Below are 21169 nucleotides of genomic sequence, written 5' to 3'. Positions count from 1 at the left end.
TTGTCTTAGTTTATTTTAATGGTTTATTTTCTATGCCTAAATTTTTAGCCATATTCATAGCACGAGTCAAAATTCCTTGTTCATTTTCATTGGCTACATTTTTTAATTGGAAAATTAATGATGCAATGCTTAGGTTTTTAATATCTTCTGATGAGATTTTATATTTTTCGACCATATTCATTACTTTGCCCACTAAATTTTCATCTGAATCATTAGAAAGTAAAGATTCTTTGATTAATTGTGCATTTTCACTATGTTGGATAAATTTATCAATTCCTTTACCTGTTGAAATTTGTTTTACTACATTTTCAAAGAAAGTATTATCTCCACCCACAATATCAATGTTAGCCGTTTTGAAAGCTTCAGCTAATACTTGTGCTTGCGCTTGCGCAATATCTTTTTGAATATTTATTTGTGCTAATTCAACTTCTTTTTCTTTAGCTAATTTTAATCGGAACTCTTCATGTTCTTTTCCTGCATCATTTAATTTTTTCATAGCTTCCGCTTTTTCTGTAATTCCAGCAGCTTCAGCTAAAGCTTTTTCTTTGATTACCTCGGCTTGAGCTAAGCCTTCTTGTTTGTTGGCTGTAGCTTTTTTCTCTATAATGTTAGCTTCGATAAATCCTTGTTTTTCCATTGCTTCAGCTTTAGCATGCATTACTTGTGCTTCAGATAAACCTACAGTTGCTTCTTCTTTTGCTTTCGCTTCAGCAATAATTTTACGGGCATCCGCCTCTTTTTCAGCAGCATCGCGTTTTGCTTGCGCTTCAATTACATACTTTTGAGCATCTTTTTCAGCGGCTTGTTTACGAGCTTCGGCAGCACGTGTTTGAGCAATTAAGTTTTCTTCTGCTTCTCTTGCGGCAACGATTAATTGTACTTGTTTTTCTCTTTCAGCAGCTTTTAAAGCTTCCACATCAAAAATATTTTGCTGTTCTTCAACTACCGTTTTTTCTTTTACTAATCGTTCACGTATAACATCTTGAATATTTTTCTTTTCAAGTTCAACCGCTTTTTCTTTTTCAATATCAGCTAATGCCACTACTCGTTCTCTCTCAGTCGCTTCTAATAATCGATCTTTTTGAACTCTTTCAGTTTCAACTAATTCGGCTCTTTCTTTGTTTTTAGCAGCAATAACAACTTGTCTTAATTTGTTTTCTTCAGCAACTTGTAATTTTTCTTCTGTAGCAATTCGTACCGATTCTGATTTTAAACGCTCTTCTTCAGCAACTTTTAGTATTTCTGCATTTTCTCTGGCTTGAATATTAGCAATTTCTCTACGTTGTTGTTCTTCTTTTTCTGCTAATTGTTTTTCAAGTTCAAGAATGGTTTCTCTGGCTTCAACATCTTGTTTTTTAATTGTTTTTTCTTCTTCTCTACGTACTAAATTTGCTTTAATGTTTTGCGAAGCAGTTAATTCAGTGATTTTTTTAATACCTTCAGAATCTAAAATGTTGTCTTTATTTAAATGTTGCAAAGAAGTTTGTTCTAAATAATCAATAGCACAATCATCTAAAACATATCCATTTAAATCTGTACCAATAATATTTAATATTTCTTGACGAAATTCACTACGAGCTTCATATAATTCAATAAAATCGAATTTTTTACCCACTGTTTTTAATGCTTCGGAGAATTTAGCTTCAAATAATTCTCTTAAGGTACCAATATCTGAGGCTCTTTGACAACCTATTGTTTGACCCACATTTATAATATCATCAACAGATTTGTTTACGCGTACAAAGAAAGCTACTTGAATATCAGCACGCATATTATCCTTACATATCAATCCGTCTTTACCTTCTCTAGATATTTCTAATTTTTTAACGGAAATATCCATATGTTCTAAACGATGAATAACAGGAATTACTACTCCTGCATTAAAGAAGACTTTAGCTCCACCATAACCAGTTCTAAGAAGAACAACTCCTTGAACCGTTTTTTTATACATGGATAAAATCCAAAAAATTAAACCTAAAAAGGCAATAATAATCACTGCAAGAGTAATGTAGAATGTAGTCATAAAGTAATTTTTAATTTATTTTTTTATTATGATTTTATAATTCGTATGATTTTTCAACAAAATAAAATTTTTTATCAGGATTTTCGTCCACAATACATACTTTTTCACCTTCTTTTAACAAAGAGCCGTCTTTGCTTTTTGCTAACAATTTGATCGGGTCTTTATTAATTATAATTTCAAGCATTCCTAATTTGTCATTTTCAATGGTCGATTTCAGTTTTCCAATTCTTCCCAAATAATCATAAGCTTCTTCTCCTTTATGGTTAATTTCTTTGAAAATAGGTTTAAGAGGCATGCTAATGTATTTTGTTACAAATAAACTAATTATAAATGCGGGTAATATAGTAATAAAATACATCCAATAGGGTAAAGGAATTAAATAACTAATATTTACATTTATAAGCCAAGTAAAAAGTAATACTAAAGTTAAAAAAAAGGTAATGGGAATAATATCTAAATTTAAAAATTTCAAAAACTGAATAAAAGAGGAAGGATCTTGAGGTACTTCAACCATGGCATCAGGAGTATCAATATCGGCATCAATATCAATATCTGAACTAAAATCCGTATCCAAATCCAAATCAAAATCACCCACTCCAGAGAGAATGGTAAAAATCCAATACAGCACACTTAATATTAATAAAATAGAAAGTATGCTGTTTGCTGGATTAAAAGAAATTTCGATTAATTCTTTAAAACTCATAGGCTCTTATTATTGAATTGTTCTTTTAATTTTGATAATTCTTCTTCAGCTCTTGAATCGGAAGTGTTAATAGCATCATCTATTTCTTGATCTATACTTTTTGAGGCATTCGCTATATGACCATAAGCATCAGCAAGAGCTTCTTGTTGAATCACTTTATCTTTCATTTTTTCTAACATTGAAATGGTACTATCCGAATCAATTTGAGTCATTTTTTTATTAATATCTTGTGTAGCTTGACTTACTTGAACTCTTGCTCTTAATGTTTTTAATTCACTTTCCCACTTAGAAATAGTAGATTTAAGGGAGTTAATATTTACCTGCATTTTTTCAACATCACTCTCCAATTTTTGACGTTCACTATCTGCAATATGTGCATCTTGTAAGGATTGTTCTTTCTTTTTCAGTGCTTCTTTTGCTAATCGATCCGCTTCTTCAATGGGCATTTCTTCTTTTGCTCCTTTTTGTACCAAAAGCATGGCTTTATTTTGATAGTCTTCTGACTGATTTAGTAAAGCTTCTTTTTCATTTTTTCTACGTATAGAAAGTGCTTTTACTTGAGCTAAGGCATGTATACTTTGATCTAATTGTTCTTTCATTTCACGAATACCTTGCTCTGTCATTTTTATAGGGTTTTCAAGGCTATCAATAGCTGAGTGTGCTTCAGCTTTTCCAATTCTAAAAAGTCTTTTTATTATGTTCATGATAATATGAATTATAAGTTTAATATTTATTTTATCTTAATAACAGATAAATTATTTTTGTTAAAAAGCAAGCAATTTTAAAAATAAGAAGTATCATTTGTTATTGTTTTAATTTATTTGCTAAAAGCAATCATCTCACTAGAATATTCACTAATTAACAAACTCAATGAGTTTAGTGTAGCTATCAGTTCATTTTGATCTAAATTTTCAGTTTGAAGAGTGTCTCTAAAAATTACTTTTTCTCCTGTTTCGTCAATTACAAAAGCACCATGAACAATATCTCGGTTTTTAATTAGTAATTGTTTATACACCTCATTTTGATTGTTCTTACAACGAAATAAAAATTGTTCTAAAATTAATATTTGAGGAGCAATAACAATCATCATATTTTTAATTCCTTCACTTTCTTTTTCAATTATAAGAGTTTGATGTTGCTCGTTTTCAAATTGAATATTGTATTCTAATTCTAATAGCCAATTTTTAATTTTTAGGTAAAGCTTTGAGTGTTTCATATTATTAGAATTAGATTTTAATATAACAAATTTAAATAAAAAAAATTATGTTGCAAATATTTTTAGCAAAAAAATAGAGAATAGTTTGTATATTTGCAAAAAACAATAGCGAAATGACTTATTTTGGAACTAATTTAAAGAAGATAAGACAAATAAGAGGATTGAGTCAACAAGCCTTTGCTGAGCTTATTGATTTAAATAGAGGTGTAATCAGTTCATATGAAGAGGGAAGGGCTGAACCCAAAATAGAAACGTTATTAAGAATTGCTAATTATTTTGGTATTCCTACGGATGATATTATTTCAAAACCTCTAACGGTTAATCAACTGGCTAATTTTAATTTGATTGAAGATAGTTTTCCTGTTGTTTTACAAGATAGTTCTTTTCAAAAGCATGAATTGACAGCTACAGGAAATATTGAAACATTTGATTTGCAAAAAATATTTGCATATTTCGATTTAGTGTATTTTGTTAATGATACAATTGCAAATCAATCTGATTATAGTAAAAATTCAGTTTTATTTTTAAAAGAAGTTACTAATTCTTTGTCTAATCCTACTGATTATTTGATTTTGGAAGATAAGCAAACTTTTATTTCTAAGGCATTTATTCCTTCGGCTAAAAATTATGCAATAGTAGGAACTTTGGGCGATAATAAGTATGCAGAAAATAATTCTATTTTAAATAGATTAGAATTATTGGAAAAAAAGGTTTTTGGTAAATAATTTTTTAAAGACAGATTTCGTTAACAATTTTTTAAAAAACATCTAATTTCTGTATATTTTTTTAACTTTGAAAACTATTTTAAAAAGTTAAAATTTGTTTTCTTTATTGATACAGAATGAATATTAAAGTAATTAACCAATCCGCTCACGAATTGCCTTCCTATGAAACCATAGCTTCAGCTGGAATGGATTTGAGAGCTAATATTTCTGAGGCTATACTTCTAAAACCTCTTGATAGAGTCATTGTTAAAACAGGTCTTTTAATCGAATTACCTATAGGATATGAAGCGCAAGTGCGTCCTAGGAGTGGTTTAGCTGCAAAAAAAGGAATTACAGTTTTAAATTCTCCTGGAACTATAGATGCAGATTATAGAGGAGAAATAGGTGTTATTTTAATTAATTTATCCAATGAAGATTTTGTCATTGAAAATGGAGAAAGAATTGCTCAATTAGTCATTGCTAAACATGAAAGAGCAGAATGGATAGAAGTAGAAACATTATCTGAAACATCCCGAGGAGAAGGTGGTTTTGGGAGTACTGGAGTAAAGTAATAATAGGTGTTTTTTTACAAAGAGTAAATTAAGTTTCGATAAATTACCTACAAAGAATACGTCAAAATAAATATAAGAGTTTAACCAAAAAACATACCCGCTGTTGCGGATTTATAATATGAAAATAATTGTCCCTATGGCAGGTAGAGGTTCTCGCTTGCGCCCACATACATTAACAGTACCAAAACCATTAATTCCTGTTGCAGGTAAACCTATAGTGCATCGATTGGTTGAGGATATAGCAGGAGTGCTAAATCAGGATATAGATGAAGTAGCTTTTATTATTCATGAAAGTTTTGGAAAAGAAGTGGAAAAAGAATTGATTCAAATTGCTGAAAAATTAGGTGCAAAAGGAACAATTTATTATCAAAATGAAGCTTTAGGTACAGGTCATGCAATCATGTGTGCCAAGGATTCATTAAGCGGACCAGCAGTTATAGCTTATGCTGATACATTGATTAGAGCCGATTTTGATTTAGATACAACCGCTGATAGTGTTATTTGGGTAAAACAAGTAGATAAACCAGAAGCTTTTGGAGTTGTAAACTTGAATTCTAATGGTGAAATTATTGAGTTAGTAGAAAAACCTAAAGAATTTGTTTCCGATTTAGCAGTTATTGGAATTTATTATTTTAAAGATATTGCGATTCTTAAAAACGAACTCCAATCGGTGCTTGATAATAACATTATTCACGGAGGTGAATACCAAATTAACGATGGAATTAAACAAATGATGCAAAAAGGCATGAAATTTGTACCAGGTAAAGTGGATGAGTGGATGGACTGTGGAAATAAAGATGTAACAGTTGAAACGAATGGAAGAATGTTGCATTTTTTAAATCAAGATGGTGAAAATTTGGTTTCTAAAAATGTAAAAATAGATAACAGTACAATAATTCCTCCGTGTTATATAGGAGAAAATGTGGAGTTAATAAATGCACAAATTGGACCTAATGTTTCTATTGGAAATGGATGTAAAGTAAGTAATTCAATTATAAAAAATAGTTTAATACAAACGCATTCAGTAATTAAAAATGCTACCTTAGATAATGCTATGATAGGTAATCATGTCATATTTGATGGCAGTTTTAAAAGCATTAGTATAGGAGATTATTCTGTATTAGAATAAAAAAAGATGAGTAAAATAAAAACACATTTTGTATATGTATTATGGCTAATGCTAGTTAGTCATAGTTTTTTATTTGCTCAAGAAAACCCAGAAGATATTGCTTTAGCTGAGGATAAAATAGAAAACGATTTTTATGAAAGTTTAAAACAGCGTGCGATTGAGAATTATGACAAAGCCATTATTGCTATTGAAAAATGCATTACAACTGATGCTAATAATCCTGTCTTTTATCATGAGTTAGGTAAAAATCTTCTAGATTTGAAACAATATCCACAAGCGGAAAAAGCTTTTCAAAAGGCAATTGATTTAAACCCAAAAGAAAGATGGTATTGGAATGGTTTATATGATGTTTATTATCAATTAAAGGAATATCAAAAATCGATACCCATTGTGCAAAAATTAATTGAGTTCGATCCTAATATGAAGGAGGACTTAATTTCTTTGTATATGTACACGAATCAAAGAGACAAGGCTTTAGAATTGTTAAAACAAATGGAAAATGAAATGGTTTTAAGTAAAACTATGGAATTTTATAAACTAAAAATTCAAGAGTCTAATTCATTTGCTAAACCTGAAAAAAATGAATTAGAAAAAGCAATAAAAAACAATCCGCAAGAAGAACAAAATTATATCGATTTAATTTTATTATATTCTGAAAGCAATCAAGAAGAAAAAGCGTTTGAAGTGGCTAAAAAATTAGCAGATGCGATTCCTAACTCGGATTGGGCTAAAATTAGCTTATTCAAATTTTATTTGGTTGAAAACAATGGTGCTGAAGCGTCAAAAGCCCTACTTACTGTTTTAAAGAATGATAAATTAGATATGAAAATTAAGCAACGCATGCTTAACGAATTCCTTCTTTTTGTTGTGAAAACCAATACTTATGAAAGCGAGTTAATGCAAGCGGTAGATTATGTTTCATCTGATACATCCATTAATTCTCCTTTAGAAATTGGAAAATTTTACTTTAATAAAAAGCTTTACGACAAAGCAATTCCTTATTTAGAAAAAGGATTAAAAAAAGAGGTAGAGAATTTAAATAATGTAATCTTATTAATTAAAAGTTATGATAATACGCAACAATTTGAAGCATTAGCAAAACTTACGGAAGATTACATCGATTTATTTCCTTCACAAGTGAATTTGTATTATTATGCTGGATACGCTAATAATAAAACCACTAATTTTAAGAAAGCAAAAAGTTATTTAGAAACTGGACTTGAATTTTTAGTAGAGGATGCAGAATTAGAATATCAATTTTACATTCAACTGGCTGAAGTATATAAAAATTTAGGTGACCAAAAGAAAGAAACATTATATTTATCTAAAGCAAAAGAAATAGTTAAGAAATGAAACATATGAAATTTTTTTTATCCTTGTTATTGCTTTCCCTTTTCTTTTCTTCTTGTAAAAGCAAAAAAGCCATAAATGATGGAGAAATTGCGAACAAGGATTATTCTACAATGAAGATTATACAAAGCCATTACATCAACAAAATAGATTTTAATACGATAGCGATAAAAGCAAATGCAAAGTATAAAGATCAATCTCAATCTCATTCTGTAAGTGCAGATATTCGTATTAAGAAAGACGAAATTATTTGGATTAATGTAAAAATGTTAGGTTTCCCTTTAGCAAAAGTTTTAATTACTCCTAACAAAGTAAGTTATTATGAAAAAATAAATAATACTTTTTTTGAGGGCGATTTTAGTATGCTTAGCAATTGGTTAGGTACAGATTTAGACTTTTTTAAAGTCCAAAATTTATTATTAGGATATCCAGTTGATGATTTAACCAAAGAAAAATACCAATCTCAAATTGAAGAAAACTTTTACAAACTAGTTAATAAAGATAAAAATGATAATCTTACAAAAGAATTTTATTTTGAAGCATCAAATTTTCTTTTAGAAAAAGAAAAGATTAGTCAACCTTCAGAAAAAAGAGAACTTGAAATTTTTTATCCTTTATATCAAAAACACCAAACTTCTTTTCTTCCGGAAGAAATTAATATAAAAGCACGTCAAAAAGAAGAAACAATTATTAGCCTTATTTATAAAAATATAGCTTTTAACGAAGATTTGAATTTTTCATTTTCCATTCCTGAAGGATATGAAATGGTTACCATAGATTAAATTAATAAGTTAGAAAAAATTACCTTTGCAAAAAAACAAAATGAATCGATTAGTAGGTGTAATATTCTGTTTTTTCATTTCTCTAATTAGTTTTGCACAAATGTCAGAACAAGAGAAACTGGAACAGCGTAAAGAAGAGATTAACAAGGAAATAGCAGCTTTTAAAGCTTTATTAAAAGTAGAGAATACTAAAGAAAAATCGGTTTTAAATCAAATTGCTGAGCAAAGGGCAAGAATCCGTTTGAGCGAACAATTAATTAATACAACATCTAAACAAATGCGATTGTTAGATGATGATATTTATTTAAAACAGCTAGAAATAAATAAATTAAACAGAGAATTAAAGATACTTAAAGAAGATTATGCTAAAATGATTGTTAAATCATACAAAAGTAGAAACGATCAAAGCAGAATCATGTTTGTTCTCTCTTCCCAAAATTTTTTACAAGCCTATAAGCGCATTCAGTATATGAAGCAATATGCTAGTTTCAGAAAGATGCAAGGTGATGAAATTGTTGAAAAACAAGAAAAATTAGCCGAAACAAAAAAGAAACAAGAAGCTAGTAAAAAAGAAAAACAAGTTGCCTTAAATGAAAATTTAGAAGAAAAAAAAGAATTGGAAACCCAAAAACAAGAACAGGAAAAACTGGCTAAAGAGTTACAAAAAAATAAGAAAAAATATACTGCTGAAATAGACAAGAAAGAGAAAGAAAGAAAAGAAATCGATAAAAAGATAAAAAAATTAATTGCAGATGCTATTGCTGAAGCCAACAAGAAAAATGCAAAAGCTACCGGGGTTAAATCTTCCGGGTCTTCAACAAAATTTGATCTAACTCCAGAAGGTAAAATTGTTTCCGACAATTTTAAATCGAATAAAGGTAAATTACCTTGGCCAGTTGAAAAAGGGTATGTTCAACTTAAATATGGTAATTATCAGGACCCTATTCATAAAAACGTTACCCACTTAAATAGTGGAATAGAAATTGCTGCAATGCCGGGAAGTATTGCCAGAGCCGTTTTTGATGGTGAAGTATTACAAGTTCAAAAAATTAATGGAGATAAAAAAGCCATATTTGTTAGACATGGAGATTTTATTACTGTGTATTTAAATTTAGAAACGGTTAGTGTATCTGTTGGAGATAAAATTTCTGTAAAACAAAATTTAGGAAAAATAATCACAGACTCTTCTGGAAAAGCAATTTTAAAGTTTATGGTGTATCAAAATGCGACTACTTTAAATCCAGAGCAATGGTTATCGAATAAGTAAAAAACAAAACTTTAACAAAATCGGCAGAAAAGTTGTATCCAACTTAACAAAAAGTGGCCGTATGTTTGTAACGGTTAATAGCAGTAATTTTTTCTACTCGAGAAAAATTATCAACCCGAAGTTCTCACTTCGGGTTTTTTTATGTTTTTTATAAAAACAAAACTTTAACAAGAAAGGCAGAAAAGATGTATCCAACTTAACAAAAAGTGGTTGTATGTTTGTAATGGTTAATAGCAGTAATTTTTTCTACTCGAGAAAAAGTTTAAACCCGAAGAGTCTCTTCGGGTTTTTTTATGTTTTTTATAAAAATAAAACTTTAACAAGAAAGGTAAAAAACTTACCATCTAGTTAACATTTAATATTTTTATATTTGAACTAGTTAATAGCAGTAATTTTTTTCCAATAACAAGGAAAGGGTAAAAATTTAAAAGACCGATTTCTCATTTTTCGGTCTTTTTTTATGCTCAATAGTAAAAGCTTAACTTTAACAAGAAAGGCAGAAAAGTTGTATCCAACTTAACAAAATACTGCAGTATCTTTGGTGTTAGTTAATAGCAGTAAAATTTCCATATTAAAGGAAAGGGTAAAATTTAAAAGGTCGGTTTCATCTCATTCCGACCTTTTTTATTTCTAAAAAGCAAAATCCATTTAAAATTTAACAAGAAAGGCAAATAAGTTGTATCCAACTTAACAAAAAGTGGTCGTATGTTTGTCTCGGTTAATAGCAGTAATTTTTTTCTACTCGAGAAAAAGTTTAAACCCGAAGTGAAAACTTCGGGTTTTTTTTATGTTTTTTTATAAAAATAAAACTTTAACAAGAAAGGCAGAAAAGTTGTATCCAACTTAACAAAATGTAGTCGTATGTTTGTAATGGTTAATAGCAGTAATTTTTTCTACTCGAGAAAAAAGTAAAAAGTCTGAAGTATCTCTTCAGGCTTTTTTATTTTACTAAAGTTCCGTTTTTGTATATCTCCGTTTTTTCTAAGCTTCCATCTTCTTTATAAAGCTTTCTTTCTCCCTCTCGTTTTCCATTTACATAAAAAGATGCCGCTTTTAAAATTCCGTTCGAATAAAATGATTGCCATTTATCTATTTGTTCCCCTTTTTCGTTATAACTGCCAATTACTTCAATAGTCTTTCCATCATCATGAAAATATTTCCATTCTCCTACTAAAATTCCTCCTTTTTGTATTTTTCCAATACCATCTAAAACGTCCCTAATTTTTTCTTTGTAGAGTTTTGTTAATCCAACAATCTCTCCATTTTTATAGGTAGTTTCTTGTTTTAAAAAGCCATTATCAAAATACAATTTGCCTAAGCCGTTTATAACATCTTTTGTATAAGGGGTTTCTTCTATAAGTATCCCTTGTTTATTATAAAAACGAAATAATCCGTTTTTTATGCGTAAACCTTTGTCATAAATATAGCTTTCTTCACTTACAGGGAAACCATCTTCGGTGTAAAAAAACCATTTTCCAGATTGAACATTTTTAATGTAAGAACCTTTACTTTGTATTTTGCCGTTTGGATGATAAAAAGTGTAGTCTCCTTCTAATTTTCCATCTTTCCAATTCGCAACACTCCGAAGTTGTCCTGTTTCATAAAAATCTTTACAGGTCCCTATTTGCAAATCGTCTTTAAAGCCACAAGGATTATCTGTTTGAGAATAAATTGCTAAAGATTTGATTAGTAATATTGTAAAAAATAATTTAGTTTTCATTTTGTAATAAATTATACTCAAAAATAATAATATATTTGTAAAAAAATCTTAGCGCTATGAAAAAAATATATACAGTACTTGTTTTTATATTTCTATTTTCAGCTTATGCTCAAAAAGGAAAAACCATCTATTTTCCTCAAGTATTTTTTGATAAAAAGCAAGCAACCAATTTATTAGCAGAAGGTAAAAGTACGATAGAAGGAGTGGCTTTTACCAAACAAAAAAACATGTATGGTTTTAAACCTCTTTTAGGAGAAAAACATTATGCAAGAGAGGGAACCGTAGTGATGCTTTTTCCTTGTACCAGCTATTTTGATGAATGGTATAGACTTAGAAATAAGTATGAAAATAAAAACACCACTGTATTTATGTCTCAAGAGGCTTTTGAATTTAGAATAGAGGCAAAAACAGATGCTTATGGTAGATTTAAATTCACCAATCTTAAACCAGGTAAGTATTATTTGGAAACCATTATTGATTTTACTGCTGTAGGTAGTTATGATGAACAAGTAGGAAATACAAATTATTATAACGGTTATGGTGCATATATGGGTTCGAGCCCTATTTATCAAAAGTATTATTACAATTATACTCTTGAAAATAGAGAATACGAATTTGTAGAAATTGATAGAGATGGTGAATTAATCGAAATTAAATTGAAGTAAAATTAATTACACTATACCATTTACATATTCTAACGCTTTATTGATCGTTTTTACATTATCAAATGTCAATAATAAACGCAAGCCACTTTTCGTTTGTTTTTCTTTCATTCTACAAATGTTGCCATGTTGTTGTACGTATTGTACAATTCGCATAAAACGATTGCTTTGGTAAAAATTACTTTGTTGGTCACTTATAAAATAACCAATCATCTTGCCTTGCTTAATTACAATTTTTTCTATACCTAAAGCAGTAGCTTTCCATTTTAAACGAACACTATTTAATAAAGCAACGGCTGGTTTTGGTAAGGGGCCAAAACGATCAATTAGTTTTTGTTCAAAAACCACTAATCCAGCTTCTTCTTTTATTAAGCTCAATTCGTTGTACAAATTCAAACGTTCTGTAATGTTATTGATGTATTCGTCTGGAAAAAGGATTTCAAAATCGGTATCAATTTGAATGTCTTTTACATATTCTTTGGTTTCTACATCATTATCTTCAGGATATAAATCGGCAAATTCATTTTCTTTCAATTCTTCAATAGCTTCATTCATGATTTTTTGATAAGTATCAAAACCAATTTCGTTAATAAAGCCACTTTGTTCCCCACCTAGTAAATCACCTGCTCCTCTAATTTCAAGGTCTTTCATAGCAATGTTAAATCCGCTACCTAATTCGCTAAATTGTTCCAATGCTTGTATCCTTTTTCTTGCGTCTTCTGTCATTGCCGAATAAGGAGGTGTAATAAAATAACAAAAGGCTTTCTTATTGCTTCTTCCCACTCGTCCTCTCATTTGATGTAAATCAGATAAACCAAAATTATTGGCATTATTAATAAAAATAGTATTGGCATTAGGAACATCTAACCCGCTTTCAATAATAGTAGTAGCTACAAGGACATCAAATTCTCCTTCAATAAAAGCAAGCATTAATTCTTCTAACTTTTTTCCATCCATTTGACCGTGACCAATGCCCACTTTAGCTCCAGGAACTAATCGCTGAATCATTCCAGCCACTTCTTTAATGTTTTCTATACGATTATTAATAAAAAAGACTTGTCCACCGCGCTCAATTTCGTATGCAATAGCATCTCTTAAAATTTCTTCATTAAAAGAAATAACTTGCGTTTCAATTGGATATCTGTTGGGCGGTGGTGTCGTAATTACCGATAAATCTCTCGCTGCCATCAAAGAAAACTGTAATGTTCTTGGAATAGGGGTTGCGGTCAATGTTAAAGTATCAACAGTTTCAGAAATAGTTTTTAATTTGTCTTTTACGTTGACACCAAACTTTTGTTCTTCATCAATAATTAATAAACCTAAATCTTTAAATTTCACATTTTTATTAACTAATTGGTGGGTGCCAATAAGAATATCTAAACTACCTTCTTCTAACTGTTTTAAAGTATCCGATTTTTGTTTCGCAGTTCGAAAGCGGTTCAAGTAACCTACTTTTACAGGTAAATCTTTTAATCGTTCTGAAAAAGTACGATAATGCTGATAGGCTAAAATGGTGGTAGGAACTAAAACTGCAACTTGTTTACTGTTATCTACAGCTTTAAAAGCGGCACGAATAGCCACTTCGGTTTTTCCAAAACCTACATCACCACACACTAAACGATCCATAGGTTTGTCGCTCTCCATGTCCATTTTAACCTCATGCGTTGCCTTTACCTGATCAGGAGTGTCTTCATAAATGAACGAACTTTCTAATTCTTTTTGTAAATAACTATCAGGTGCATAAGCATATCCTTTTTCTAATCTTCTCTTAGCATAAAGTTGGATTAAGTTAAAAGCAATATGCTTTACTCGGGCTTTTGTTTTTTGTTTTAAAGCTTTCCAAGCATTGCTTCCTAGTTTGTATATCTTAGGAGGTGCACCATCTTTTCCATTGTATTTTGAAATTTTATGTAAAGAATGAATACTTACATACACAATGTCGTTATCTGCATAAACCAGTTTAATGGCTTCTTGTTTTTTACCATCAACATCAATTTTTTGTAAACCACCAAACTTTCCAATCCCATGATCAATATGTGTTACATAATCACCAACAGATAAAGAGGTTAATTCTTTTAAAGTAATGGTTTGTTTTTTAGAATAGCCATTTTTGATGCTGAACTTATGATAACGTTCAAAAATTTGATGATCGGTATAACAAGCAATTTGTAGCTCCTCATCAATAAAGCCTTGGTATAATGGAAAGACAACTGTTTTATATTGCTTCCGAGTTACTTCATGATTTTCGGAATCAATATCTTCAAAAATGTCATGAAATCGGTTCGCTTGATTTTCATTGGAGCAGAATAAATAATTCGTAATATGATTAGCGTGATTGTCGCTTAAATTATGGAGTAATAAATCGAATTGTTTATTAAACGAAGGTTGAGGTTGTATATGAAATTCAAACTTTTTGTCCGATTTAAATAAAGGTTGATTTTGCAATTCTACAACAGAAAAATCTAAAGCTTTGTGTAGAAATTGTTTCTCATTAACAAATAATTCTTCGGGTTTAGCATGCTTAATATCACTTGATAATTTTCCAAAAGCTTCATTCGCTTTATCAAATAATTTATTTAATTGCTGTCCTAAAGCTTCCGTATTTTGGATAAATAAAACCGTTTTTTCATTAATGTAATCTAAAAAACTTTCTCTGTTTTCTTCTAGTAGTTTGTTTTCTACATTTGGAATGATACTAATCTTTTTTAGTTTTTCAACTGAAAGTTGTGTTTCTACATCAAAACTACGTATGCTATCTACTTCATTACCAAAAAACTCAATTCGATACGGATGGTCGTTAGAAAAGGAAAATACATCTACAATACCTCCACGAACAGAAAATTCTCCAGGTTCAGTAACAAAATCTACTCTTTTAAAATTATATTCAAACAGAGTTTCATTAATAAAATCGATTGAAACCTTGTCTTCAACATTTAATTTTAAAGTGTTTTTTTCTAATTCTCTGCGAGTAACTACTTTTTCAAAGATAGCATCTACATAAGATACAATGATAGCTGGTTTTTTTCTAGAATTAATTCGATTTAAAACCTCTGCACGCAAAAGCACATTCGCATTGTCAGTTTCTTCAATTTGATAAGGCCTTCGATAAGAACCAGGGTAAAACAATACATCTTGATCGTTGATTAATTGTTCTAAATCATTCAAGTAATAAGCAGCTTCTTCTTTATCATTAAAAAGCAATAAGAAAGGTAACTCCGTTTTTTTAAAAATAGCATCAACTACAAAAGAAAAGGAAGACCCTATTAATCCTGTAACATGAATTTTTTTACGATGCACAATAGATTCAGAAATTTGAGAAATGGTAGTGCTTTTCTCATACTTTTGGATTATTTCAGAAGCTTTCAAGACGTTTGTTTGTTTTATTTATTGTTATTCTTCGACCTCGTTAGGATCTTTCTTATCATTTTCTATTTCTTCCTGAAATTTTTTATTAGCTAATCGAGTAGTGTCTAAAGCTCTTATCATATCATCTTCACCTACTTCTTTTGGAATGGCTTGTTTAATAATTACTTCATCCCATTGATTATAAACACCTTTGATTTCTTCGTTGATTTCTGTAATAAGTGTTAGGACTTTCTTTTCTGGAATTTCTTCTAAATGAATAAAAGTATCTAAAGATTTAATTTTGGTATTTAAAGTGACTAATCGACTTCTTACTTGAGGAATATCAAATTTTAAAGGAATGGTTAACCAAAGACTGTCAGCTCTTTTCGAAACATTTTTTACTTTTAATTGAAAAGCCAATAAAGAAGTTTTAGGTTTTTCTTGAAGTTCTCTTTTAAATTGTTCCCATTGATTCCATCCCTCAAGTGTTTTTTTTACTTCAGCTCTTGGTTCAGGAAATGTAAAAGTCCATTTCTTAGAGATATTTTTAAAAACAATTTCTTTCTTTTCATTTAATTTCATTGACTCTTCATTTTGTTCTGAAAAATCATTACAAGAAATTAGGCTTAAAACCAATATAAATAGTACAACTGTATATCTCATCTTTAGTATAATTAGAACAAAAATACTAATGTTTGTTTAAACTAAAATGTATTTGGCTATTTTCTTAACATTTAACCTTTGAAATTATTTGTATAAATTAAATAATTCATCCTTACGAAAACCTTATATTTGTCCATAATTTCATTTAAAGCATGGATACAAAAATTTTAATCATTGGTGCTTGTGGACAAATTGGCACTGAACTTACCGCTAAATTAAGAGCTACTTATGGAGTAGAAAATGTAGTAGCATCAGACATTAGAAAATTAGAAAATGATGTGGTAAACAATGGTTTGTTTGAAGTAGTAAATGCTTTAGATTACAATCAAATTGAGCATTTGATTGAAAAATATGAAATTACAGATGTGTATTTGATGGCTGCTTTGCTATCTGCAACAGCTGAAAAAAATCCTGCTTTTGCTTGGGATTTAAATATGAATTCGTTATTCCATGTTTTAAATTTAGCTAAAGCTGGAAAAATTCAGAAGATATTTTGGCCTTCTAGTATTGCTGTTTTTGGGCCTACGACTCCTTCTAAAAACACACCACAATATACTATTATGGAACCTACAACTGTATATGGTATTTCCAAACAAACAGGGGAAAGATGGTGCGAATACTACAATAAACAATATGGTGTAGATGTAAGAAGTATTCGTTATCCTGGATTAATCAGTTGGAGTACAGAACCTGGAGGAGGAACTACTGATTATGCAGTAGATATTTATCACAAAGCCATTACCGATGGAAAATTTACTAGTTTTCTTTCAGAGAATACGGGTTTGCCTATGATGTATATGGACGATGCTATTAAAGCCACCATTAGTATTATGCAAGCACCTAGCGAACAAATAAAGATTCGCTCTTCCTATAATTTAGCAGCTATGAGCTTTACTCCAAAAGAGATTGCTGAAGAAATTAAGAAACATTATCCAACATTTACTATCGATTATGATCCCGATTTTAGACAAAAAATTGCGGACAGTTGGCCAGAAAGTATCGACGATTCTAGAGCTAGAGAAGATTGGGGCTGGAAAAACGATTACAATTTAGAAAACATGACAAATGAAATGTTTGACATGCTAACAAAATATATCTATTAGTTAGAGATATATTAACCAAAAATCATGTAAAAAATGATTAATTTAAAGCCAACGGAAAAATGAAAAAAAGTTAAAACAAATTTCAAAAGCATTTCTGCTTTTCTCAATGCTTTACTTTACAAGTTGTATAAATGACGATTTTATTGAAAATCAAAATTCACAAAATGAGAACAAAATTTCTTCTCGTTACATTAATTTCAATGAAGTTAAACGTAATTGGAAAATATTTGACAAATTTAAAAATGTTCAAGAAAAAATTAACCAATCAAAAAGCAATTCGCTAAATCAAAACGCAAGACTTGTATATTTAAGTCAATTTGATTTTTCTATTGACACGGACCAAATACTTTTAATTGAAAAAGAAGGATACAAATCATACACATTTCCTATTTACCGAGAAAATGAAATTGACAAAACAGAAAATTTAGTTATTACTGAAAGTAATGGTTTTGTTAATGCGTATATCTCAAAATATGATTTAACAGAAAATGATAAAGCAAGTTTAGAAAATAATCAATACGTAGATTTAAAGAGCAAAACAGAAATTTCATCATTAGAAGAAAGGTCAAGTGGGGAACCTTGTTATGAATTAGTAAACATACCAGTAGAATGGAATGAGCAAGGGCAAGTAACGGTTTCTATGGTTTTTGCTGTTGAAGTAGATTGTCCAGACGGTGGTGGTTCTTCTGGAGGTGGAGGAGGTTCAGATGATGGAGGTGATACTGGAGGAGGTTCTAGTGGTGGTTGGACAGGAGGCTGGACTGATGGTGGTTGGTACGGCGGCGGTACTGGTTCGGGTAATACAGGTGGTTCTGATGGAGGATGGTATGGTGGAGGTGGCTCTACTGGAGATGGAGGTTCTGCGGGAGGTAGTACAGGAGGTTCAACAAGTGGCGGTAATACAGGCGACCCATTAAATCAAGACCCTTCCTTGACTGATAGTGACGGAAATCCTATTATTACTAGTCCTGTTTTAAGTGAGCCTAGAGATAGACATGTTAAAGCACTAAATAAATTAACTGCAAATAATAGTGACGGAACAAAAACTATTGTTAAACAAAAAATTGATGATTTAAAGTCTAGACTTACTACTGAATATAAAGAAATGGGATATCATTTTATTAAAGATGGGGCTAGTTTTTTAGTAAGAGAACCTACTTGGAGAGGTGATAATCAAGTGGTTTATGATAATGGTGATCAACTTCTTGTGAATACAAAAGTAGTATTGCATATGCATCAAAATGAAGCACATATAACAAAAGGTGTTAACCCTCAAACAGGTTTGCCTAATATTGTAGTAGAAGAACTTGTGCCTATTTGGTCAGATGGCGATATCGACAAAACAGCAGAGCAATTTGGAGATTTAAATAACGATGAAGATTTTACCAGTATTTTAGTGACTCAAGCAGGAACTTTTGCTCTAAGAGTTGGAAATAGTAGCGAATTAAACGAGACAAATCTCATTTTAGGAAATGATGCTAATGAAAAAGAAAAATTTAATGATAATTTTAATGAGCAAGTTTTAAAACCTTGCAATGGTGGTAGTAATAGCTGTTATGTAGAAAAATTTATTGTATTTATAAATACTTATATGATTAACGGTCATTCCATAGGATTAGTTCTTTATCAAGCGGTTTACGACAATCAAGATAATATTACAAACTGGGTTAAACTTTAAAAAATAGCGAGATGAAAAATATATTTAAAATAATAATACTTTTTATAACAATAGCAGGGTATTCTCAACAAATTGTTCCTGTTGAAAGTAAATATGAATATAATTCTTTTGAAGCACCTAAAAAATATTATAAAGATGTAAATGGTGTTTTTAATAAATTTATTGGCACTTGGGTTTGGCAAGATAATGCCTCCAACCCTACCAAATCCTTTGAAATTACTTTTTACAAACATGAAATGAGAGATCAGGGAGGAATTAGTTATACAGACTTTATAACAAGTAAATTTAAATACATAAATAACGGTACAGAAGTATATAATACATATAATGACAGATTTGGCTACATATTTGGTTCAACAATATATACCTGCTATCCTTTAACTTCTCCTCAAACAACCTTAGTTTTAGAAAATAGCTGTATGGAACTACATTATTCTGAACCAATTATTGATGGAAGACCATTGAGAAAAAATCCAAGTGGAAATTTGTTTTTAGAATACAAAAATGAAAATAATATTCAAAAACTTATTTGGAATGTTGAGTGTTTTCTTGATCAAAACGGTAACATCCCTTTTAGAATTCCAATTACAATGGAATTAATTAAACAATAAATAAAATACATCTCACAACCACAGTTTATAGCAATAGTGACTTTCGAGCATAACTTAAAGTCGCTTTTGTACTTGTAATAGTTAGTGTTTAACCAAGTTTTGGTATGTTTATACGCTCTATAACAAGCTACAAAACGTTAAATAACTCTCTCTTTTAATTATTTACACATACTAAAAAAATATTTTTCTATTTTTGCTATCATAAACAAACAAATAAAAAACAACATGAACTTAACTCTCAACTGGAAGTACTTTACAGTACTTGCAACGACTATGTTATATATTAGTCTTTGCGCTCAAACCCAACCTTTTCCCGCAAATTTTACTTTTTCTAATGGTTTAATGGCTTCCAATAAAAACGCTGCCGATGCAACGGCTAGTTATGATATTTGGAAAACCAACTTTGTAGAAGCTTGTTCAAATGGTAGGTATCGTGTGAAATTTGATAATGCTTCCGAAACCGTTTCTGAAGGTATTGGCTATGGAATGCTTTTAACCGTTTATAAAGCAGACAAAGTTACTTTTGATGGGTTGTGGAATTATTACAAAGACAATAGGAATTCAAATGGGGTTATGAACTGGAAAATCCAAGGATGTTCCTTAGGAACTCCAGGACAAAATGGAGCGACCGATGCAGAACTAGATGCAGCTATGGCATTGATTGTAGCAGATTATCAATGGGGAAGTACAGGAACAATCAATTATAGGGCAGATGCAGAAACTTTAATTGCTGCTATTAAAACCCACGAAGTGGAAGCCAATACTTTTGTGTTAAAACCAGGAGATATGTTTGGAGGTAGTTCGTTGACTAATCCTTCTTATTTTGCTCCAGCTTATTATAGAGCTTTTGGGGTTTTTACTAATGATAGTACGTTTTGGAATAGTGTAGCCGCAAAAGCCTATGTCATGATTAATGCGAATTTAACCCAAAATAATGCTGTGGGTGGTTTGGTGTCTGATTGGTGTGCGGCTTCAGGGGATTATTCTTCTCAAAGCAGTGGCTATCATGCACAAGGACATACCTATTATTATGATGCAGCTAGAACGCCTTGGCGTATTGTAATGGATTATGTATGGCATGGAAATAACGACGGAAAAATATATGCTAAAAAATGCTCCGATTTTGTAAGAGTTACATTAGGAGGTACAGCTAATATTAAAGATGGTTATAATCAAAACGGAACAGTAACAGGACAATGGCACAATGCTACTTTTGTAGGTGCTTTTGCTTGTGCAGCTATGGCCGGAGAAAACCAACCGCATTTAGATGCATCTTACACCGATTTAAAAAATTTGAATGAACCGAATGCTTATTTCAATCAAACTTTGAAAACGTTGTACCAATTTCTATTAACAGGTAACTTTTATTTGCCTCCTACTGCAACACTTTCCAATACGTCATTTGTAAGTAATAATCTTGAAACAGCCATTTATCCTAATCCAAATAATGGTGTATTTACTATAAAAGCACCTTTACAATCTTTAATAGGTGTTTTTGATTCCCAAGGAAAAGAAGTTCTAAATACTAAGGTAGCTACCGAATTAAATGCTATAGATTTGAGCAAGTATTCCAAAGGATTATACTTAGTAAAAATTACTTATGAGGACCAACAAGCAACACAAAAAATTGTGATTCAATAA

Annotated in this window: 18 protein-coding genes; 11 read left to right on the top strand and 7 right to left on the bottom strand. The window is 30.2% G+C overall.

Translation table 11 applies throughout. The annotated features are described in order from the left end of the window. Window positions 1–10: 10 nt before the first annotated feature. The 4 genes from HALO113_RS08425 to HALO113_RS08410 form a co-directional block, all read right to left on the bottom strand. The gene (locus tag HALO113_RS08425) at window positions 11–2023 is read right to left on the bottom strand and encodes a flotillin family protein (RefSeq protein WP_159778602.1); all 2013 of its coding nucleotides are present in this window, start codon (window positions 2021–2023) and stop codon (window positions 11–13) included. A 34-nt stretch (window positions 2024–2057) separates the two neighbouring features. Then, window positions 2058–2726, bottom strand: a complete 669-nt coding sequence (locus tag HALO113_RS08420) for a hypothetical protein (protein WP_159778601.1) — start codon at window positions 2724–2726, stop codon at window positions 2058–2060. Further along, window positions 2723–3430: a PspA/IM30 family protein gene (locus HALO113_RS08415; RefSeq protein ID WP_159778600.1), complete on the bottom strand. Its 708-nt coding sequence runs from the start codon at window positions 3428–3430 to the stop codon at window positions 2723–2725. Before HALO113_RS08415 ends, HALO113_RS08420 begins: the two co-directional genes overlap by 4 nt. Before the next feature lie 113 nt (window positions 3431–3543). Then, on the bottom strand, window positions 3544–3942 hold the full coding sequence (locus HALO113_RS08410; protein WP_159778599.1) for a molecular chaperone Tir: 399 nt from the start codon (window positions 3940–3942) through the stop codon (window positions 3544–3546). Between the two features lie 113 nt (window positions 3943–4055). Here HALO113_RS08410 and HALO113_RS08405 point away from each other — a divergent pair, with 113 nt between their 5' ends. The 6 genes from HALO113_RS08405 to HALO113_RS08380 all read left to right on the top strand — a co-directional run bounded on the left by HALO113_RS08405 (window position 4056) and on the right by HALO113_RS08380 (window position 9746). Then, window positions 4056–4667, top strand: a complete 612-nt coding sequence (locus tag HALO113_RS08405; protein ID WP_159778598.1) for a helix-turn-helix domain-containing protein — start codon at window positions 4056–4058, stop codon at window positions 4665–4667. Between the two features lie 116 nt (window positions 4668–4783). Next, window positions 4784–5218: a dUTP diphosphatase gene (dut, locus tag HALO113_RS08400; protein ID WP_159778597.1), complete on the top strand. Its 435-nt coding sequence runs from the start codon at window positions 4784–4786 to the stop codon at window positions 5216–5218. Between the two features lie 118 nt (window positions 5219–5336). After that, window positions 5337–6347: a sugar phosphate nucleotidyltransferase gene (locus HALO113_RS08395; protein ID WP_159778596.1), complete on the top strand. Its 1011-nt coding sequence runs from the start codon at window positions 5337–5339 to the stop codon at window positions 6345–6347. A gap of 6 nt (window positions 6348–6353) precedes the next feature. Next, window positions 6354–7700 (top strand): lipopolysaccharide assembly protein LapB, encoded by a 1347-nt coding sequence (locus HALO113_RS08390; protein ID WP_236554629.1) that lies wholly within the window; start codon window positions 6354–6356, stop codon window positions 7698–7700. Between the two features lie 5 nt (window positions 7701–7705). Beyond that, a complete protein-coding gene (locus HALO113_RS08385; protein WP_159778595.1) occupies window positions 7706–8479 on the top strand; it encodes a DUF4292 domain-containing protein in 774 nt (257 codons plus the stop codon). 40 nt (window positions 8480–8519) lie between these two features. After that, window positions 8520–9746 (top strand): murein hydrolase activator EnvC, encoded by a 1227-nt coding sequence (locus HALO113_RS08380; protein WP_159778594.1) that lies wholly within the window; start codon window positions 8520–8522, stop codon window positions 9744–9746. A 940-nt stretch (window positions 9747–10686) separates the two neighbouring features. Here HALO113_RS08380 and HALO113_RS08375 read toward each other — a convergent pair. Then, the gene (locus HALO113_RS08375; RefSeq protein WP_159778593.1) at window positions 10687–11466 is read right to left on the bottom strand and encodes a toxin-antitoxin system YwqK family antitoxin; all 780 of its coding nucleotides are present in this window, start codon (window positions 11464–11466) and stop codon (window positions 10687–10689) included. 56 nt (window positions 11467–11522) lie between these two features. Between HALO113_RS08375 and HALO113_RS08370 the strand changes: the two genes are divergently transcribed. Beyond that, window positions 11523–12131, top strand: coding sequence for a carboxypeptidase-like regulatory domain-containing protein (locus HALO113_RS08370; RefSeq protein ID WP_159778592.1), 609 nt, complete (start codon window positions 11523–11525; stop codon window positions 12129–12131). Between the two features lie 6 nt (window positions 12132–12137). Here HALO113_RS08370 and mfd read toward each other — a convergent pair whose 3' ends face one another. Continuing rightward, window positions 12138–15449 (bottom strand): transcription-repair coupling factor, encoded by a 3312-nt coding sequence (gene mfd, locus HALO113_RS08365; RefSeq protein ID WP_370519379.1) that lies wholly within the window; start codon window positions 15447–15449, stop codon window positions 12138–12140. Between the two features lie 69 nt (window positions 15450–15518). Continuing rightward, the gene (locus HALO113_RS08360; RefSeq protein WP_159778590.1) at window positions 15519–16136 is read right to left on the bottom strand and encodes a hypothetical protein; all 618 of its coding nucleotides are present in this window, start codon (window positions 16134–16136) and stop codon (window positions 15519–15521) included. 152 nt (window positions 16137–16288) lie between these two features. Here HALO113_RS08360 and HALO113_RS08355 point away from each other — a divergent pair, with 152 nt between their 5' ends. The 4 genes from HALO113_RS08355 (at window position 16289) to HALO113_RS08340 (ending at window position 21169) form a co-directional block, all read left to right on the top strand. Next, the gene (locus HALO113_RS08355; protein ID WP_159778589.1) at window positions 16289–17239 is read left to right on the top strand and encodes an NAD-dependent epimerase/dehydratase family protein; all 951 of its coding nucleotides are present in this window, start codon (window positions 16289–16291) and stop codon (window positions 17237–17239) included. 106 nt (window positions 17240–17345) lie between these two features. After that, a complete protein-coding gene (locus HALO113_RS08350; protein ID WP_159778588.1) occupies window positions 17346–18917 on the top strand; it encodes a hypothetical protein in 1572 nt (523 codons plus the stop codon). An 11-nt stretch (window positions 18918–18928) separates the two neighbouring features. Continuing rightward, complete coding sequence (locus HALO113_RS08345) at window positions 18929–19528, top strand: DUF6705 family protein (protein WP_159778587.1); 600 nt, start codon at window positions 18929–18931, stop codon at window positions 19526–19528. Between the two features lie 225 nt (window positions 19529–19753). Further along, on the top strand, window positions 19754–21169 hold the full coding sequence (locus HALO113_RS08340; RefSeq protein WP_236554627.1) for a glycosyl hydrolase family 8: 1416 nt from the start codon (window positions 19754–19756) through the stop codon (window positions 21167–21169).

This window comes from Flavobacterium sp. 9AF (assembly GCF_902506265.1).
Classification (GTDB): domain Bacteria; phylum Bacteroidota; class Bacteroidia; order Flavobacteriales; family Flavobacteriaceae; genus Flavobacterium.
The sequence above is the reverse complement of the archived record's forward strand: the minus strand, read 5'-3'. Positions and strand labels throughout refer to the sequence as shown.

Bases quoted from the DNA above. Each gene is read 5' to 3' on its own strand.
- HALO113_RS08425 (WP_159778602.1), bottom strand. From the start codon at position 2,023: ATGACTACATTCTACATTACTCTTGCAGTGATTATTATTGCCTTTTTA.
- HALO113_RS08420 (WP_159778601.1), bottom strand. From the start codon at position 2,726: ATGAGTTTTAAAGAATTAATCGAAATTTCTTTTAATCCAGCAAACAGC.
- HALO113_RS08415 (WP_159778600.1), bottom strand. From the start codon at position 3,430: ATGAACATAATAAAAAGACTTTTTAGAATTGGAAAAGCTGAAGCACAC.
- HALO113_RS08410 (WP_159778599.1), bottom strand. From the start codon at position 3,942: ATGAAACACTCAAAGCTTTACCTAAAAATTAAAAATTGGCTATTAGAA.
- HALO113_RS08405 (WP_159778598.1), top strand. From the start codon at position 4,056: ATGACTTATTTTGGAACTAATTTAAAGAAGATAAGACAAATAAGAGGA.
- dut (WP_159778597.1), top strand. From the start codon at position 4,784: ATGAATATTAAAGTAATTAACCAATCCGCTCACGAATTGCCTTCCTAT.
- HALO113_RS08395 (WP_159778596.1), top strand. From the start codon at position 5,337: ATGAAAATAATTGTCCCTATGGCAGGTAGAGGTTCTCGCTTGCGCCCA.
- HALO113_RS08390 (WP_236554629.1), top strand. From the start codon at position 6,354: ATGAGTAAAATAAAAACACATTTTGTATATGTATTATGGCTAATGCTA.
- HALO113_RS08385 (WP_159778595.1), top strand. From the start codon at position 7,706: ATGAAATTTTTTTTATCCTTGTTATTGCTTTCCCTTTTCTTTTCTTCT.
- HALO113_RS08380 (WP_159778594.1), top strand. From the start codon at position 8,520: ATGAATCGATTAGTAGGTGTAATATTCTGTTTTTTCATTTCTCTAATT.
- HALO113_RS08375 (WP_159778593.1), bottom strand. From the start codon at position 11,466: ATGAAAACTAAATTATTTTTTACAATATTACTAATCAAATCTTTAGCA.
- HALO113_RS08370 (WP_159778592.1), top strand. From the start codon at position 11,523: ATGAAAAAAATATATACAGTACTTGTTTTTATATTTCTATTTTCAGCT.
- HALO113_RS08360 (WP_159778590.1), bottom strand. From the start codon at position 16,136: ATGAGATATACAGTTGTACTATTTATATTGGTTTTAAGCCTAATTTCT.
- HALO113_RS08355 (WP_159778589.1), top strand. From the start codon at position 16,289: ATGGATACAAAAATTTTAATCATTGGTGCTTGTGGACAAATTGGCACT.
- HALO113_RS08350 (WP_159778588.1), top strand. From the start codon at position 17,346: ATGCTTTACTTTACAAGTTGTATAAATGACGATTTTATTGAAAATCAA.
- HALO113_RS08345 (WP_159778587.1), top strand. From the start codon at position 18,929: ATGAAAAATATATTTAAAATAATAATACTTTTTATAACAATAGCAGGG.
- HALO113_RS08340 (WP_236554627.1), top strand. From the start codon at position 19,754: ATGAACTTAACTCTCAACTGGAAGTACTTTACAGTACTTGCAACGACT.